Origin of the sequence: Streptomyces sp. S063 (genome assembly GCF_002832675.1) — a bacterium.
Taxonomy (GTDB): Bacteria; Actinomycetota; Actinomycetes; order Streptomycetales; family Streptomycetaceae; genus Streptomyces; species Streptomyces sindenensis.
Window position 1 is genome coordinate 7,515,007 of record NZ_CP021707.1, and the last position, 13,444, is coordinate 7,528,450.

Genomic DNA, 13,444 nt, shown 5'->3' on the forward strand with positions numbered 1-13,444 from the left:
ACCAAGCCCTCATCGCCGCCCTCTTCGACGGAGACTGGTGCGCCCCCGACCCCACCCCGGCCGCCCTGGCATAACCTGCCCCTCCCCGACACCCACCCCACCCCCCCCCCCCCCCCCCCCCCGCGCGGGCACCCCCGCCTCGGCATCCGATCCCCGGCGGACCGCCAGCACATATGACCGCCTGTCACAAGGCGCTGCACTCCTGGGAACATGAGGCAACCCCACCGCCTCACCCCGGGAGCCCGAGTGACCCACCGCCCCCTTCTTCCGCTGGCTGCCGCCCTGCTCGCCCTGTCGCTGGCCGCGTGCAACCCGCAGACCCCGGACGACGATGCCAAGCAGCCCGATCCGGCTCCCACGACATCCACCGCCCCGCCCGGAGCCGCAGGCGGACCCCCGGAAGGCGCCCTCAACCTCACCGACGCCATCGCGAAGATCCCGAAGGGCGACGAAAAGCGCGACGGATACGAACGCGACACCTTCAAGCACTGGACCGACGAAGACCAAGACGGGTGCCCCACCCGCGCCGAAGTCCTCATCGAAGAAGCCACCACGAAACCCGAACAAGGCGAACGCTGCACCCTCACCGGCGGAGCGTGGATATCCCCCTACGATGGCGTCGAGGTCACCGACGCCAAGCGCCTGGACATCGACCACATGGTCCCCCTCGCCGAAGCATGGGACAGCGGCGCCCACGCCTGGAGCGACGAGCGCCGCCAGGCATACGCCAACGACCTCACCGCACCCCGCTCCCTGATCGCGGTCACCGCCAAGACCAACCGCTCCAAGGGCGACAAGGACCCCGCCGACTGGCTCCCCCCGGCCACCGACGCCCACTGCACCTACGCAGCCGACTGGACCGCGACCAAGCTCCGCTGGCAGCTCAACGCGGACAACGCCGAACGCACCGCCCTGCTCAACCTCGCCGGCCAGTGCCCCGACACCGTCGTCGAGTACGAACCCGCCCCCTGACACCGCACACGCGCACCGCGGCCACCCTCACCCCAAGCCGCTCCGCCGCCCCACGGCGTCCCACTCGTTCGGCCCCGGACCCCGCTGCGCCGCCCACACACCCCGGGGCAGATGCCGGATCATGACGGGCGGAGCCCGGCCGGGCGCCCTCGCACGTCGACCGGCCGGGCCACGCCCATCCGTTCAGAAACGTTGAGTACCTCTGCGGATGTTCACGGCCAGGGGCAGGGGCAGCCTTGGCACATGACACCGCAGTGGAACCGCCTGGAGGACGCCCAGCTGGCCCTTGGAACGACGACAGCAGCGGGGGTCCTCACAGTGGTGACAGTCGGCTTCGCGCTGCGCCTGATGTTCATCAAGCGCACCCGTTGGGCCCGTGCGCGCGCTGCCTGCGAGACAGCCCTTTTCCTGGGGATAGCTGCGACGGCGGCCAGCATCCCCTTCCTGTCCATCCGGTACGCCTGGGACAGGGGCCTCTGGATCACGCTGGCAGCCAACGCCGCTCTCCCTCCCGTATCGCTCTGGTGGGTGCGTTACCGCTACGGATGGCCGAGCCACAGGAAACACTGACGCCACACCGACCGGGCGGAGCCACGCCCGGAGAACCGTAAGTGAGTGCTGGGGATCCTGAGCGTTGTGGCGTAGTAGCAGCTGCAGAGCGATCACCTTTCGTCCGCACCATCCGGACCCTGCTCACCGCCGCCCCCGGGCCCCACCGGCCCCTCGACACCCACTCTCCGCAGCGACGCCGCACCAACAGCTCCTCCGCCCCGGACCGGGAAGCACCGTCCGCCGAAGCCAAGGAGCAAGCCCTGGGGCAGACCGGCTCAGTCACCCGCTACTGAACCCGTGCACCGGGCGCCCCAGGGGAAGCTTCCTTCCCCACCGGGGTCCCTGCATCCCTGTACGCCAGGCATCTCTTTGGCCTGATCTGGCACACCGACGGGCCGCTGACGGTAGAACCAGCACGTGAGAACAGGACAGGGGGACAGGACATGGTGGAAGCCGTAAGGGTGCTGCTGCTGTTGATGGTGGGGGCAGGGATCTGGGCGGCCTGGCGGCGCAGCCTCTTCCCCGGCACGTGGGCCCACACCTTCCACACGGCATACGCCGAAGAGCGCGCCCTGCTTACCCAGGCGCGCAGCGAACTGCGCGCGGTGGACAAGGACCAGCGCCGGGCGTACAGCGAGGCGGACGCGAAGGTCGGCTCGGTACGCGGGGAGTACGAACAGCGCGTCGGCAAGCTGAAGCGGGAGGTGGCGCTGCTGGAAGATCCCGGCCGGGGCACGGAACGGGGACGTCTGGGCGGGCTCGTCCTGTACGAGCACGCGGTCCTCATCTTCCCGGAGGGCAGGCAGCTGCCGCTCGCCGGACTTCAGGCCCGAGTAGTGAGCGGGATCTGTGGCTGTACATCCACCCGGCCGACGACAGCCCCGAACTGGTGCGGCTTCCTCACCGCCGGGACCCGGCAACAGCCCCGGACGAGATTGTCGAGATCTTCGACGAAGGACAGGTGAGGGGTTTCGAGATGAAGATCAACGCGGCTGCAGCGGCCGAGAAGAGGTTCCGCGACGGCCTGCCGGCACAGCTCGCTCAGGCCCGGGAAGAACTGGCCGAAGCACGCAAGGACACCGGCCCGCTGAAGACCGCCGAGCAGAGCCGGGCGGACGTGATGGACCGCAACCGCACCGACCCCCGCCGCAAGGAAGCCCTCGCCAATCTGACGGCCGAGCGCAACGCGTGGCAGGACCTCACCGGGCGCCGCCCGCCGAGGTAGCCCGACACTTCTCACCCATCCTGCGCCCCGGTGCGGCGGATGTCCGCGTACACCCGGCTCGTAACGCCGGCCCGGCCCGGCACCCGCCGCACCAGGGCCGGGCCGGACGTCGCCCACCGCTCCTCCAACTGGGCCACCACCAGCCCAAGGGTGTCCTCGTCCGCCGCGGTGATGTCCAGCACCACCAGGCCGGGCTCGCTGATGTGCTGCTCGCCGATCTCCTTCATGCCGTCCCTGACGCCCAGCCGATCAACACGGTTCGCGCCCGGGCGACCCTTCACCCATCCGGCGGACGGGGGTGCTGCGCGGCTCGGACGCCGGGCAGGAGGCTCCGTCGACAGGCGGAGGGGCCCTGCTGGAGGCCTTCCTGCGCAGGGGCGTTGCTCAGGCGCGGGCCGTGATGGAGCGGCAGGCGGACTGCAGTTCCTCGTCGTGGGGGATGCTGCGGAATCGGCCACTGCGGCGCAGGAGCGTGAGCTCTTCCCGGACCCGGGGGAGGGCCGGCCGGGCGGCCGGTCCCATGCGGTTCAGGCAGGCCAGGACATGGTTGGACGTCGCGTCGTTCTCCGCCCACGCTGTCAGGAGCGTCCCCACGACGGCGGGCGCCTCGGCGTCACCGCCGATGTCCCACAGGGCTGTCGCGGCGTAGACCCGGGTCCACTCGTAGCCCGCTGTCAGCATCTTCCGCAGACGCGGCAGGGCCGGTGCGGCAGCCTGCCCGATCCGCCCCAGGACGGCGGCTGCTTCGTCGTTCTCGTGGGTGTCAAGAAGCTCAACCAGCCTCGGCACGACGCTGGCCGCATCGCCCTCAAGTCCCCACAGTGCCGCGGTCGCGGCCGCCCGGACGGTGACGTCCTGCGCGTCGGCCAGCGGGCCAACCACATCCAGGGCGAAAGCGGCCTCACGGCCGAAGGAGGCCAGGGCCTTCAGGGCGGAAGCGGCCGTATGCCACTGCTCCTCACGCACGGCTGCGACTATGGCCGTGGTCAGCGCCGGTGCAGCCGTCGGGTCACCCAGCTCTCTCAGGGCGGACACCAGAGCATTGGCACTCATCGACTGCGACGCATCCGAGAAGTCCACCTCCGCCAGGAGCTTCGACAGCCTCGGCGTGAGGTCACCGGCCGCCCTGCCCAGATGCCCGGCCACCTGCACAGCACGCCAGGCGTCGGTGCCCTCGTCCAGCGCCTCCAGCACACAGGGCAGCGCCCGCAGATCCCCCAGGCACGCCAGCGCCCTGACGGCTTCCTGGTGAGTGCGGCGGACCAGCCGCTCCCGGGCCGCCCACACGCGTGGCCCGTGTTCCGCACGGCACGCTTCTACATAGGCGGCGAGGGCCTCCCGCGCCGGCTCGCTCACCGGCACGAGCGCTCCGAGAGCCTCCGCCGCCGCGGCGGAGGTGTACGCGTCCTCGGGCAGGAGACAGCCCGCGATCAGCACCACCAGGCCGGAGTGATCCCCACGCCACTGGCCGATCAACTCCTTGGCCATACGGATCGCGTCGTAGCGCACCCCAGGGTCCGCGCTGCACAACTGCTTGGAGAGCAACGCGGTGCGCTCAAGCACACGATCGCCCAGCAGCGTGTGCAAGGCACCCAGCACAGAGGTCGTCGGCGCGTGAACCCGGCCGTGCCGCTCCAGATCCTCGAACGCCGCGGCCACCTGCGGCGGCACACCCGGGGAAGGCGTCGCGCCAGCGGCCACATCCAGCTCCACCTCGGCCCGGCAGGGCGCATCGTCATCCCCGCCGGTCTCCTCCGGAGCGATCTCCCGGATCAGACCGACCGCCGCCGGCACCACAGCGTCACCGAGCTCCCCCGGAGCGCACCGGACCCTTTGCACGAGAGCAGCGAGCCGCACCTCGGGCACTTCTGCCGTGTCACCGGCCAGAGCGTCCAGCCAGCCGACGGCCGCACCGTGCACGGCCGCATCCCGCAGCGCCACCGTAGCCACCGCCCTCACAACGAACAGCCGCTGCACCATGCCGCTCCCGGGAAGCAGACTGCGCAGGACCTCCAACGCGCGTGCACTGTCGGCGAGGAAGAGGCCCAGGCACTCGATCGCGGGCCGCCGTACCTCCTCATCCGGGTCCATCACCCAGCGGACGAACACCTCGGCACGCTCACCTATCACCGCCAACGCGTCCACATGGGCTCTGGACTCGGTGCCGTCCGGCGTGAAGTACACCCCTTCGGGATCCATATCCAGGCACTCCTGCCCGATGCTGAGCAGCAACTCGATAACCGAGCCCCGGTCAGGGGTCGCGGGGCTGTCGGCCATCTCGAACAGGAACGGCAGGCTGGCCGCCGTGCACGGATAGACGTCCCCCTGATGGTGCGCCGCACTGTAGAAGTTGCTGAACGCCTCGTCCCGTACACCGGGGTCCGCCGAAGCCATTCCCTTCAGCCAGCCCGGAACATCGCTCGCCGGACCATAGGCGTGGCCCATGGACTCCCAGTCCACGCCGTCGATTTCATTGATCATCATGCGGGGCACTATGCCGAACACCACTGACACCACCCGGAAGTCGCTTTGGCGGAACCTGGAGGAGCGAAGCTCCCTCGCAGGTCAGCGCCCCGCCGCCGGTGACGCGCCCCTCGGCCGTCTGACATCGCCGTTGCCTACCCCGCGCTCACCCGTAACGAGGGCGCCCTCCCGCGCTCGGGTCGCCCCGGAGCGGAAGCTAGGCTGCCCGGCAGCCCGTGCCGACATGGAGCGCGTGGGTCAGATTCCGGTCCCCGTGACGGGACGAGGAGTACGGCCGGAGTCGCCCGAGGCCCGGTGCCGCAGGCGGCCCTGCCTCGGCACCAGGCCGCGGTCTTCTCCGTTCCACACCCTCCCCGGCGACGCCTACACCGCCGCCCGCCTGCCACACCCTCCGCTGGGACTGCCGGCGTTGACATCGCCAGCGCCCGAGCCCCAGCGATTCCATAGCAAGCACCAGGGAGCTGGTGCTCGACTGCTCAGCATGCGTACATCGGCGAGGTGCCGGGTTATCCCCACAGGCCGGGGCCGAGACAGGACTCGCCGGCGCTCGGGCAGCTGACTGACTGCTCCTCAGGGTGTTCGGACGACGGCGCCGGAGGTGAACCACTGCACGAGGGCGGCCGCGAGGTGCACGCCGGCCCGCGCGGCTTCCAACGTCTCGGGCACGGTGCCGGTCTGTTTGCCGTGCCTGGACGTCTGCCCGTCCCACAGGGCGCGCATCATCGCTTCCATCGGGGCGATCGGGTCCCCGTTCGGAGAAGTGGAGATGGCGGTGGTGAACTTCGCCCGTGCGTTCTTGATCTCGCCCAACATGGTGCCCAGGGTGGCCCGGCCGTGGTTCGGCTGGATGACCGAGTGCGCCGCGCATTCGACGGCCTTGATGGCCTCGCTGTACGCCCGGACCGGATCCGGGTGCAGACCGTACGCGGCCCGCCAGGAGATGGACAGGTGCTCAGCTGCTGACCCGGCGCTAGGTTTGGCTTCTGCATCGGCGACGGCTTGGCTCACTGCTTCGCGAACGCCTGGGGTGATGCGTTCCTCCAGGCCGTCACCCCGGTCGTTGACCTGATAAGCGGAGCCGGCTCTGTCCAGCAGCCGTGCCAGTGATCGGTCGTCATCTCGGCCGTCCCAATCATGCTCGCCTGTGTAGCCGAGGATGGTGTCTACGAGGTCGAGGAGTTCCCAGCCGCCAGCGGTGATGAGTCGGCTGCGCGCGCTCTTGTTCGGCGGCACAGCGATACGCAGCTGCAGACAGATCGCGGTGGCGTCGGGGTCGTGCTCGGTGAAGTTGGTCCCCACCCACTGACGCAAGGGCTCCAGGAGGTGCTCGGGGACGCCGTCATACGGAGTCTCCTCCACAGCCTCGGAGATTCCGAGGTGTACGGAGAAGCGGGGGCGGGGTGCGGTGGTCATAGCGGAGAGGGTAGCGGTGAACCGGCTTGGATAAGATGCGATATCCGAGGCGGTAAAACGGACATGACCGCCCGTCAGGGAGAGGCCACCGGATGACCGCGGAACTGCACCGCACCGACGTCGTCGAGGCGGAGCTGCTGCCGGCCGCCGGGGCGGAGAGCGCCGTGGACGTCGAGGCGTACGACAGCGCGACCGCCGCGGTGCTCGCCGCGCTCGACCAAGGCGCCGAGGAGCACCTGGCGGACGCTCGGCCCAAGAAGACCCGCACCTCCTACGCCCGCGACTGGAAACTTTGGGCCGAGTTCCACCGCTGGCTCGCCGTGCAGACCGGCCACGCACTGCCGCTGACCGCGGTCACCAAGGGCACCCTGGTCGCCTTCGTGGTCTGGCTAGACGAGATGAAGAAGGCCGCGCCCAGCACCATCGACCGCCGCATCACCGGCGTCGCGGTCACCGCCCGCCGACACGGCACCGAGGTCCCGAAGCAGGCGACGAAAGCAGCCCGGGAAGCCCTCAAGCCGATGAAGGTCGACCCGGCGCGGACCGTGCGCGGCCGCGGCAAGGCGATCGCGGCCACCCCCGCGCACCTGAAGGCGATGAACACCGCGACCGCCGCCCGCCCGCAGCCCGCCGTCGGCCGCCGGCGCGGCACCCAGGAACTGCCCGAACTGGCCCGGCTGCGCGACCGGGCGCTAGCGACGCTGGCGTTCGGCATCGCCGGGCGCTCCGAGGAGGTCTCCTCGCTCGACACCGAGGGCATCACCCGGGTCGCCGAAGGACTGGAGGTGCACGTCCCCTCCGTCAAGGGCCGCCCGCCCCGCGACGTCGCGGTCGCCTACGGAGAGAACCCCGACACCTGCCCGGTCCGCTGCTGGCTCGCCTGGAAGGAAGCCGCCGGCCTCACCGTGGGCCCGGCCTTCCTGCCTGTCGACCAGAAGGGGCGCCTCGGCACCCAGCGGCTGGGACCCGACGGCTGCCGCCTCGCCATCACCCGGGCCGCCGAGCGCGCCGGCCTGGACGTGAAACTCACCGGGCACTCCGCACGCCGCGGCCTGGTCAGCACCGGCCGCAAGCGGGGCAAGCGCGCCGAGAAGCTCCGCAAGCAGGGCGGCTGGGCCGCCAACAGCCCGGTCTTCTGGGAGTACGTCGACGAGGGCGAACGCTGGGAGGACACCGCCACCGAGGGCATCGGCCTGTAGCCGCCGAGGCGGAAACGACCGATTACGCCTCCCTGCTTCAACGGATCACGGCAGCGTGATGCACGTCATACAAACAGTCTCGGGCGCCAAGTACCTGTACTTGGCGTAAGAGCGCCCTGCCGCCCCCCTGCCTCTCGGGCAGGGGCCTTGACCGTGAAGGACAACCGCAGTGAGCGAACCCAAGCGCTGGCGAAAAGGGCTCGACCAGGAGTTCCACACCCTGGGCGAGCCGTCGCCCTCGCTGTCACCAAAGGAGCGGAATCAGTGGGAGAAGGTCAGGGCTAACCTCGCGCTTTCCCGAGGTGGGGCGTCCGAGGCTTGATCAAATAAGCGGAGAGTGCTCCTGACCTGCAACGATGGGACTTGTCGAGGGTCCTGTTGGTTGCGTGGGAAGAAGCACTCTCCAGGTGAAGAAGCGTATCGGGTCGTATCCGCGTGTCCGCATCGAGGGCGGCGGCCGGGCGGTGGTCTCGCAGGCCGGGAGCGTGCTGCTGGTCGAGACCGTCCGCAAGGCCGGCTTGGACACCGCGATATCCGCGGCGCTGACGCCGTGGCGGAAGCCGCGGGCGGTGCACGATCCGGGCAAGATCCTGCTGGACGTGGCCCTGGCGGTCGCGCTGGGCGGAGACTGCCTCGCGGATGTCGCCATGCTGCGGGCCGAGCCCGCGGTGTTCGGGGCGGTGGCCTCCGATCCGACGGTCTCCCGCCTCATCGACACTCTCGCCGCGGCCGGGCCGAAGGCCCTGACCGCGATCCGGGCCGCGCGGGCTGAAGCCCGCCGACATGTCTGGCGGTTGGCCGGCCGGGAAGCGCCTGATGCGGGCGGGACGGTGACCGTCGACCTCGACGGGGTGCTGGTGATCGCACACTCGGACAAGGAGGACGCCGCACCCACGTGGAAGCGGACCTACGGCCATCACCCGCTGATGGGGTTCGTCGACCATGGACCGGGCGGCACGGGGGAACCGGTCGCGGCCCTGCTCAGACCGGGCAACGCGGGCTCGAACACGGCCACCGACCACATCACCGCCGCTCAACTGGCCCTGGCCCAGCTGCCGAAGAAGTACCGGCGCGGGCGCCGGACCCTGATCCGCACCGACTCCGCGGGCGGCACCCACGACTTCGTCGCCTGGCTGACCCGGCGGGGACGGTGGCTGTCCTACTCGGTCGGCATGGTGATCACCGAGCAGGTCCACCAGCATGTGCTGAAGGTTCCGGCATCGGCCTGGACGGCGGCCGTCGAGGCGGACGGCGAGATCCGCGACGGCGCCTGGGTCGCTGAACTCACCGGCGACGTTCTGGACGGCTGGCCCAAGGGCATGAGGCTGATCGTCCGCAAGGAACGGCCCCACCCAGGGGCCCAGTTGCGGCTCACGGACGCGGACGGCATGCGGCTGACCTGCTTCGCCACCAACACCTCGGGCCGGCCGATCGCCGAGCTCGAGCTCCGTCACCGGCTGCGGGCGAGGGCCGAGGACCGCATCCGGGCCGCCCGCTCGACCGGCCTGCGCAACCTGCCCCTGCACCGCACCGCCCAGAACCGGATCTGGCTGGAGATCGTGCAGATCGCTCTCGACCTGCTGGCCTGGATGCCGATGCTCGCCCTGACCGGCAAGGCCCGTCTCTGGGAACCCCGCCGCCTGCGGCTCCGCCTGTTCACCACGTCGGGGCAGTTCGTGACCACCGGTCGTCGGCGGATCCTCCGCCTGGCCGGGCACTGGCCCTGGACCAGTCGCATCACCGCAGCCCTCGAACGGCTCGCACTCCTGCCGAACCCGGGATGAGCAGCGGACTCACCCGCCCCTACAAGAGAACCCTCCAGCCGGAGCAGTGGAACCCGGCGTCCATCCGGGACGACACTCGGGCCCTCAACCTGCCCAGCCTCAGCCCACAGCACGAAAACGGTCCACCGACTCCGTCGGCGGACCGTCACGCAAGATCGAGGCTAACGAGAAGTCCTTGCGTCGGATCGCCCGGGCGTACGCGACGGCCGAACACGAGAACCCCGTCTTCGTGGCGGCCACAGCGGGCTTGCTCGCCAAGCTGGAGAACAGCGGCCCCGTCGAGGGCAACGTGCTCACTTACATGCACAAGATCCTCAGGAATGAGGCGGGAGCGCACCGTAAGAAGATCGCGGAGCAGCAACAGCGCGTGTATCCCGTCGGAGACGACGTCCATCTCCTGGACACAGTGGACTCGGTGACCCCCGAGGACCTCGTGGCGCTCAAGGAGATCAAAGAGTCCCTGAAGGAGAAGCTGCCGCTCCTGCGCAAGGAGTTCAGCGCGCAGCAGTACAAGGTCTTCCTGCTCACGGAGGCGGAAGGCATGAACTCCTACGAGATTAGCGAGGTGCTGGGTGGCACGGTATCACCGGGGGCGGTCCGCCAGTCGTTGCTGGCGGCCCGGCAGAAGCTGAAGCGTCCCGCGGTCCGAGCGCGTCTGGGGGTCTCGCCGCTGACGGAGTAGCAGTAACCGTTCCCTCGGGCGCACGGGACGTCTCGACAGCGTTCCGTGCACGCCGAGGGTGGGTTGCTCCACCCGCCTCGGAAGGGAGAAAACGACAGATGAAATTGGAAAAGACCAAGGAACGCCACAGGCCAAGCGTGCTTTTGTGGATCAGCTCGTACGCGATCTTGCTCTGGTCCGTGATCGTGCACTTGGTCGACCGAGTTCTGCTGCTCGTGACGCCGACACCGCGAAGCACGCGGTCGGCTCATCGTTCGGTCATGACTTTGGCCGCGCTTGCCCTTGCATCCCTGTTGCCGTCTCGTGAGGGGGCGCCAGCATCACACAGGAATAACTAATCGCTCTCGTGGGCCGGGGTTCTCCTAACACAGGAGGGCTTCGGCCCACTGGTATTTCTACCGGCACACAGGGTGCGGGACTGGGCTCGGCGGAGCCCAGAGAGAAGGGGTCGTTCGTACAGCGGACGCCCCCGATTGAGGGGCCACAGCCAGTGCAGGTCACGTTCGACTTCAGCACCGTCGTATGGACGATCATGGGAATCCTCGCCGGTGTCGGCGTCTACCACTGGTCACAGCCGACCCTGCCCACCACGCCGACGGCTCAGCCCATAGGCATGACCAAGGGCGAGCGACTGGTCCTTGCGCTCACTGCTGCGGTCGCGGTGATCACCTTCGGCACCTACATCTCGCACGGTGTTGAGAAGGTCGAGGTGGACAAGCCCGTGTCGACGGTCTCGACCACGACGCCGTCGACGGTTTTGATCACGGCCTCGGAGTTGCTGAAGTAGACCGCACTCGATCGGTATCGAGGGCGGCCCCATCCGATGGTGCCCGCCTTCGACCGTTTCCGCCCCCAGTCCGGAATGGATCACGCGGTCACTCGTCGTCGGCGAGCGCCTCGGCTCTGGCCTGCCGGCGGAGTCGCTCGCTTGTAGCTCGGTGCTCCTCGAAGCGCTGGCGTCGTTCCTCCGTGGGAAAGAGCATCGGCAGCCCGAGGTCTAGGAGGAAGCTGGGGCAGGGGAGGACCAGCGGGAGCGGGTCGAAGACGGCCAGCAGGGTTCCGCTGTCATTGACGAGCGGGACGCCACTGGAGTACCGGCTATCTCCCACACTCCAGCCGACAGTCACACGGGTGAGGTACATGTCGGAGGCCTGGGAGATGGCTTGCTGGATCCCGGGCAGCTGGGCGGAGTGCCGGGCCAGGGCCGCCCGGTCCGGGTCGGCGCGCGCCGCACGTTCGGCGAACGCGGCCTCTTCCCGGGCGAACCCCCGCCACTCAGCACGTTCCCGCTCCTCCTGAGCCGCGCGCCGTCGATCTTCCTCATCTGCCAGCTTCTTGGCCTCCGCCAGTACGCACTTGGGATTGGCCCACAGCCTCGTCACGGGCCGAGCCACGTGACGCTGCGGCGTGCGTGGAGCGTGCGAGACGAACCGCCAGGCCAGGACCCTGGCCACGAACTCGGCGAGCGGTATGAACGGCTCGGGGCCCAGTGGTCACCGGTGAACCGAGCTATGGGTTCGACGGCGACCAGGTCCTGGCCCTCCCGGACCAGCCGCATGGAGGGAACGGCACCCAACCAGGGAATCCGGCTGCGGTCACTGAACCAGTAGGCCCGTACTCCGTCAGCCCCCATCCGCTCCGTACGGGCACGATTCTCGGCGGCGGTGATGCTCGCCAACTGCGCCTCCAGGGAGACACGCCGCCTGGTGGCCGTGGAGGCGAGGACGTCCGCCCGCCAACGACCGTCCGGCCCGCTCACCTCCAGCTCGGCCATCCATCCGGCCGTGCGGGCCGCCCGAGCAAGCTCCAGCTTGAGAAGGTGGTGAGCCATCGACTCCTCCGCCAGCGTGCACGTCGGAGCCCCAGGCGCATGAGCGAAGAACCGCAAGCCCAGGGCCGACTCCTTGGCGTGCATGCCGTGGCCACACTCCCGGCACTCCAGAGGGGCTGATGGCCGCACCCGGTGGATCGCACTCCAATCCCAGCCGCAGCCGAGGTCCGGCAAGGAGGCGTCCAGACGACCCCGCTCCTCGTGTACGGCAGTGAAACTCACAGCGCTCCCCAACCTGATGGCGTCGTCCGCCCATCGTCTCGGCCGGGTCTGACACTGCGGTAGGGGGCCGGTGTTGGGCTGGCCGCCGGGAGCCGAGCGCAGCGGCTTCACGATCCCCGACCAGTCCACCGGCGCGCATCAGCCGGGGCCAGGTAGGGGATGTCCGGCGACTCACCAGCTTCACGGGGCCGCCGACCTGCGGTGGGGAGCGGTCTGGGTCGGAGCTGTCGCAACCCTCTGTGCGCGGTCCGTTGTTCAGGACGGTGCAACCCGTTGTGCAGCCCCCTGCGCATCCTCCAACGCGCGCACGCGTGGAGCGGTCCAACAAGTGCAGAAACCCCCGCCGCGCTCCTCACCGGTGCCCGGGGAGGGGGAAGCCGACGAAGCCCCTTTCAGGATCCGCGGTCTGCCCGCCGGCCCCCGCGAAGAGATCGACGATCCCGAACGGTCAGGACGCTCGTGAGTCGCGACTTCATGCTTGTCGCGGCACATAGCAAATATGCATTGGCAAGTGTTTCCCAGTACAGAGCGATTTGCTGGCGTGACCCGGAAATTGATGTGTCGTTCGGTTGGGGCGGGCTCGTGCGTTCTGCGTACGCTCATGGGGCTGCCTCCCGAGCACGACTGCGGGGAGCCCTCGCATGCACCAAAGCTTTGGACGGCTGGTGCAGGCAGAGAGGACTCCCCGGCCGTGGTCGCGGTGGCTTCGTGTCCAGAGCCGAACACAGAATTCACGAGGCGTGAATGCACACCCCGACCAATCCCGACGGTACCTCCTTGCCGCCCCAAAGTTGCAGCTTGATTCACCAACCCGTTGTCCCGCCCCCCGCGCTGCCGCCCGAGGAGCCTCCTGGGCTGCTGTCGATGCGGACCGCTTTCATCCTGTTCGGCGCGCTGGTCGCCGGAGCAGTAGTGGGCGGGCTGACGTACCTCAGTGCGGGGGATCTGGCCGCGGCCGCGCTTGCCGGTCTCGCCGGAGCGGGACTCTGCATCCCCGCCCTGCACGCGCTCATCAAGAAGTGACCTGGACGGAGCCCTGGACGTACGTACGTCGAGGGCTCCGTATCGGTTCGAAGTTGG

At 69.5% G+C, this 13,444-nt stretch carries 14 protein-coding genes; 9 read left to right on the top strand and 5 right to left on the bottom strand.

All coding sequences use genetic code 11. The features are described 5' to 3' along the window. The first annotated feature begins 246 nt into the window (after positions 1 to 246). The 4 genes from CCZ36_RS34125 to CCZ36_RS36225 all read left to right on the top strand — a co-directional run bounded on the left by CCZ36_RS34125 (position 247) and on the right by CCZ36_RS36225 (position 2,749). Complete coding sequence (locus CCZ36_RS34125) at positions 247 to 972, top strand: HNH endonuclease family protein (protein WP_237302794.1); 726 nt, start codon at positions 247 to 249, stop codon at positions 970 to 972. Positions 973 to 1,215: 243 nt separating this feature from the next. Further along, positions 1,216 to 1,542 carry a hypothetical protein gene (locus CCZ36_RS34130; protein WP_128819326.1) on the top strand — a complete coding sequence of 109 codons (327 nt, stop codon included), beginning with the start codon at positions 1,216 to 1,218 and terminating at the stop codon, positions 1,540 to 1,542. A 425-nt stretch (positions 1,543 to 1,967) separates the two neighbouring features. Further along, positions 1,968 to 2,489: a hypothetical protein gene (locus tag CCZ36_RS34135; RefSeq protein WP_237302795.1), complete on the top strand. Its 522-nt coding sequence runs from the start codon at positions 1,968 to 1,970 to the stop codon at positions 2,487 to 2,489. Positions 2,490 to 2,500: 11 nt separating this feature from the next. After that, a complete protein-coding gene (locus CCZ36_RS36225; RefSeq protein ID WP_237302796.1) occupies positions 2,501 to 2,749 on the top strand; it encodes a hypothetical protein in 249 nt (82 codons plus the stop codon). Between the two features lie 11 nt (positions 2,750 to 2,760). On the opposite strand, the gene CCZ36_RS34140 is transcribed toward CCZ36_RS36225, so the two are convergent. The 3 genes from CCZ36_RS34140 to CCZ36_RS36230 form a co-directional block, all read right to left on the bottom strand. Next, entirely contained in the window at positions 2,761 to 2,976 is a 216-nt protein-coding gene (locus CCZ36_RS34140) for a DUF6207 family protein (protein ID WP_128819327.1), read from the bottom strand. 157 nt (positions 2,977 to 3,133) lie between these two features. Further along, the gene (locus tag CCZ36_RS34145) at positions 3,134 to 5,233 is read right to left on the bottom strand and encodes a HEAT repeat domain-containing protein (protein ID WP_237302797.1); all 2,100 of its coding nucleotides are present in this window, start codon (positions 5,231 to 5,233) and stop codon (positions 3,134 to 3,136) included. 570 nt (positions 5,234 to 5,803) lie between these two features. Beyond that, on the bottom strand, positions 5,804 to 6,646 hold the full coding sequence (locus tag CCZ36_RS36230) for a hypothetical protein (protein ID WP_237302798.1): 843 nt from the start codon (positions 6,644 to 6,646) through the stop codon (positions 5,804 to 5,806). A 92-nt stretch (positions 6,647 to 6,738) separates the two neighbouring features. Between CCZ36_RS36230 and CCZ36_RS34155 the strand changes: the two genes are divergently transcribed. From CCZ36_RS34155 to CCZ36_RS34170, 4 genes are all read left to right on the top strand, one after another. Further along, entirely contained in the window at positions 6,739 to 7,845 is a 1,107-nt protein-coding gene (locus CCZ36_RS34155) for a hypothetical protein (RefSeq protein ID WP_128819329.1), read from the top strand. Positions 7,846 to 8,252: 407 nt separating this feature from the next. Then, the gene (locus CCZ36_RS34160) at positions 8,253 to 9,629 is read left to right on the top strand and encodes an IS1380 family transposase (RefSeq protein ID WP_128819330.1); all 1,377 of its coding nucleotides are present in this window, start codon (positions 8,253 to 8,255) and stop codon (positions 9,627 to 9,629) included. Positions 9,630 to 9,804: 175 nt separating this feature from the next. After that, complete coding sequence (locus CCZ36_RS34165; RefSeq protein WP_128819331.1) at positions 9,805 to 10,311, top strand: RNA polymerase sigma factor; 507 nt, start codon at positions 9,805 to 9,807, stop codon at positions 10,309 to 10,311. A gap of 490 nt (positions 10,312 to 10,801) precedes the next feature. Continuing rightward, on the top strand, positions 10,802 to 11,098 hold the full coding sequence (locus CCZ36_RS34170; RefSeq protein WP_128819332.1) for a hypothetical protein: 297 nt from the start codon (positions 10,802 to 10,804) through the stop codon (positions 11,096 to 11,098). Between the two features lie 88 nt (positions 11,099 to 11,186). Here the strand turns inward: CCZ36_RS34170 and CCZ36_RS34175 are convergent, their stop codons facing one another. Both CCZ36_RS34175 and CCZ36_RS34180 read right to left on the bottom strand, forming a co-directional pair. After that, positions 11,187 to 11,693 (bottom strand): hypothetical protein, encoded by a 507-nt coding sequence (locus CCZ36_RS34175; protein WP_128819333.1) that lies wholly within the window; start codon positions 11,691 to 11,693, stop codon positions 11,187 to 11,189. Further along, positions 11,690 to 12,142 (bottom strand): competence protein CoiA family protein, encoded by a 453-nt coding sequence (locus CCZ36_RS34180; protein ID WP_128819334.1) that lies wholly within the window; start codon positions 12,140 to 12,142, stop codon positions 11,690 to 11,692. The genes CCZ36_RS34175 and CCZ36_RS34180 overlap by 4 nt, the downstream gene beginning before the upstream one ends. Positions 12,143 to 13,162: 1,020 nt before the next feature. Here CCZ36_RS34180 and CCZ36_RS34185 point away from each other — a divergent pair. After that, the gene (locus tag CCZ36_RS34185) at positions 13,163 to 13,387 is read left to right on the top strand and encodes a hypothetical protein (protein ID WP_128819335.1); all 225 of its coding nucleotides are present in this window, start codon (positions 13,163 to 13,165) and stop codon (positions 13,385 to 13,387) included. Positions 13,388 to 13,444 lie beyond the last annotated feature (57 nt).

Bases quoted from the DNA above. Each gene is read 5' to 3' on its own strand.
- CCZ36_RS34130 (WP_128819326.1), top strand. From the start codon at position 1,216: ATGACACCGCAGTGGAACCGCCTGGAGGACGCCCAGCTGGCCCTTGGA.
- CCZ36_RS34135 (WP_237302795.1), top strand. From the start codon at position 1,968: ATGGTGGAAGCCGTAAGGGTGCTGCTGCTGTTGATGGTGGGGGCAGGG.
- CCZ36_RS36225 (WP_237302796.1), top strand. From the start codon at position 2,501: ATGAAGATCAACGCGGCTGCAGCGGCCGAGAAGAGGTTCCGCGACGGC.
- CCZ36_RS34140 (WP_128819327.1), bottom strand. From the start codon at position 2,976: ATGAAGGAGATCGGCGAGCAGCACATCAGCGAGCCCGGCCTGGTGGTG.
- CCZ36_RS34145 (WP_237302797.1), bottom strand. From the start codon at position 5,233: ATGATGATCAATGAAATCGACGGCGTGGACTGGGAGTCCATGGGCCAC.
- CCZ36_RS36230 (WP_237302798.1), bottom strand. From the start codon at position 6,646: ATGACCACCGCACCCCGCCCCCGCTTCTCCGTACACCTCGGAATCTCC.
- CCZ36_RS34155 (WP_128819329.1), top strand. From the start codon at position 6,739: ATGACCGCGGAACTGCACCGCACCGACGTCGTCGAGGCGGAGCTGCTG.
- CCZ36_RS34180 (WP_128819334.1), bottom strand. From the start codon at position 12,142: ATGGCTCACCACCTTCTCAAGCTGGAGCTTGCTCGGGCGGCCCGCACG.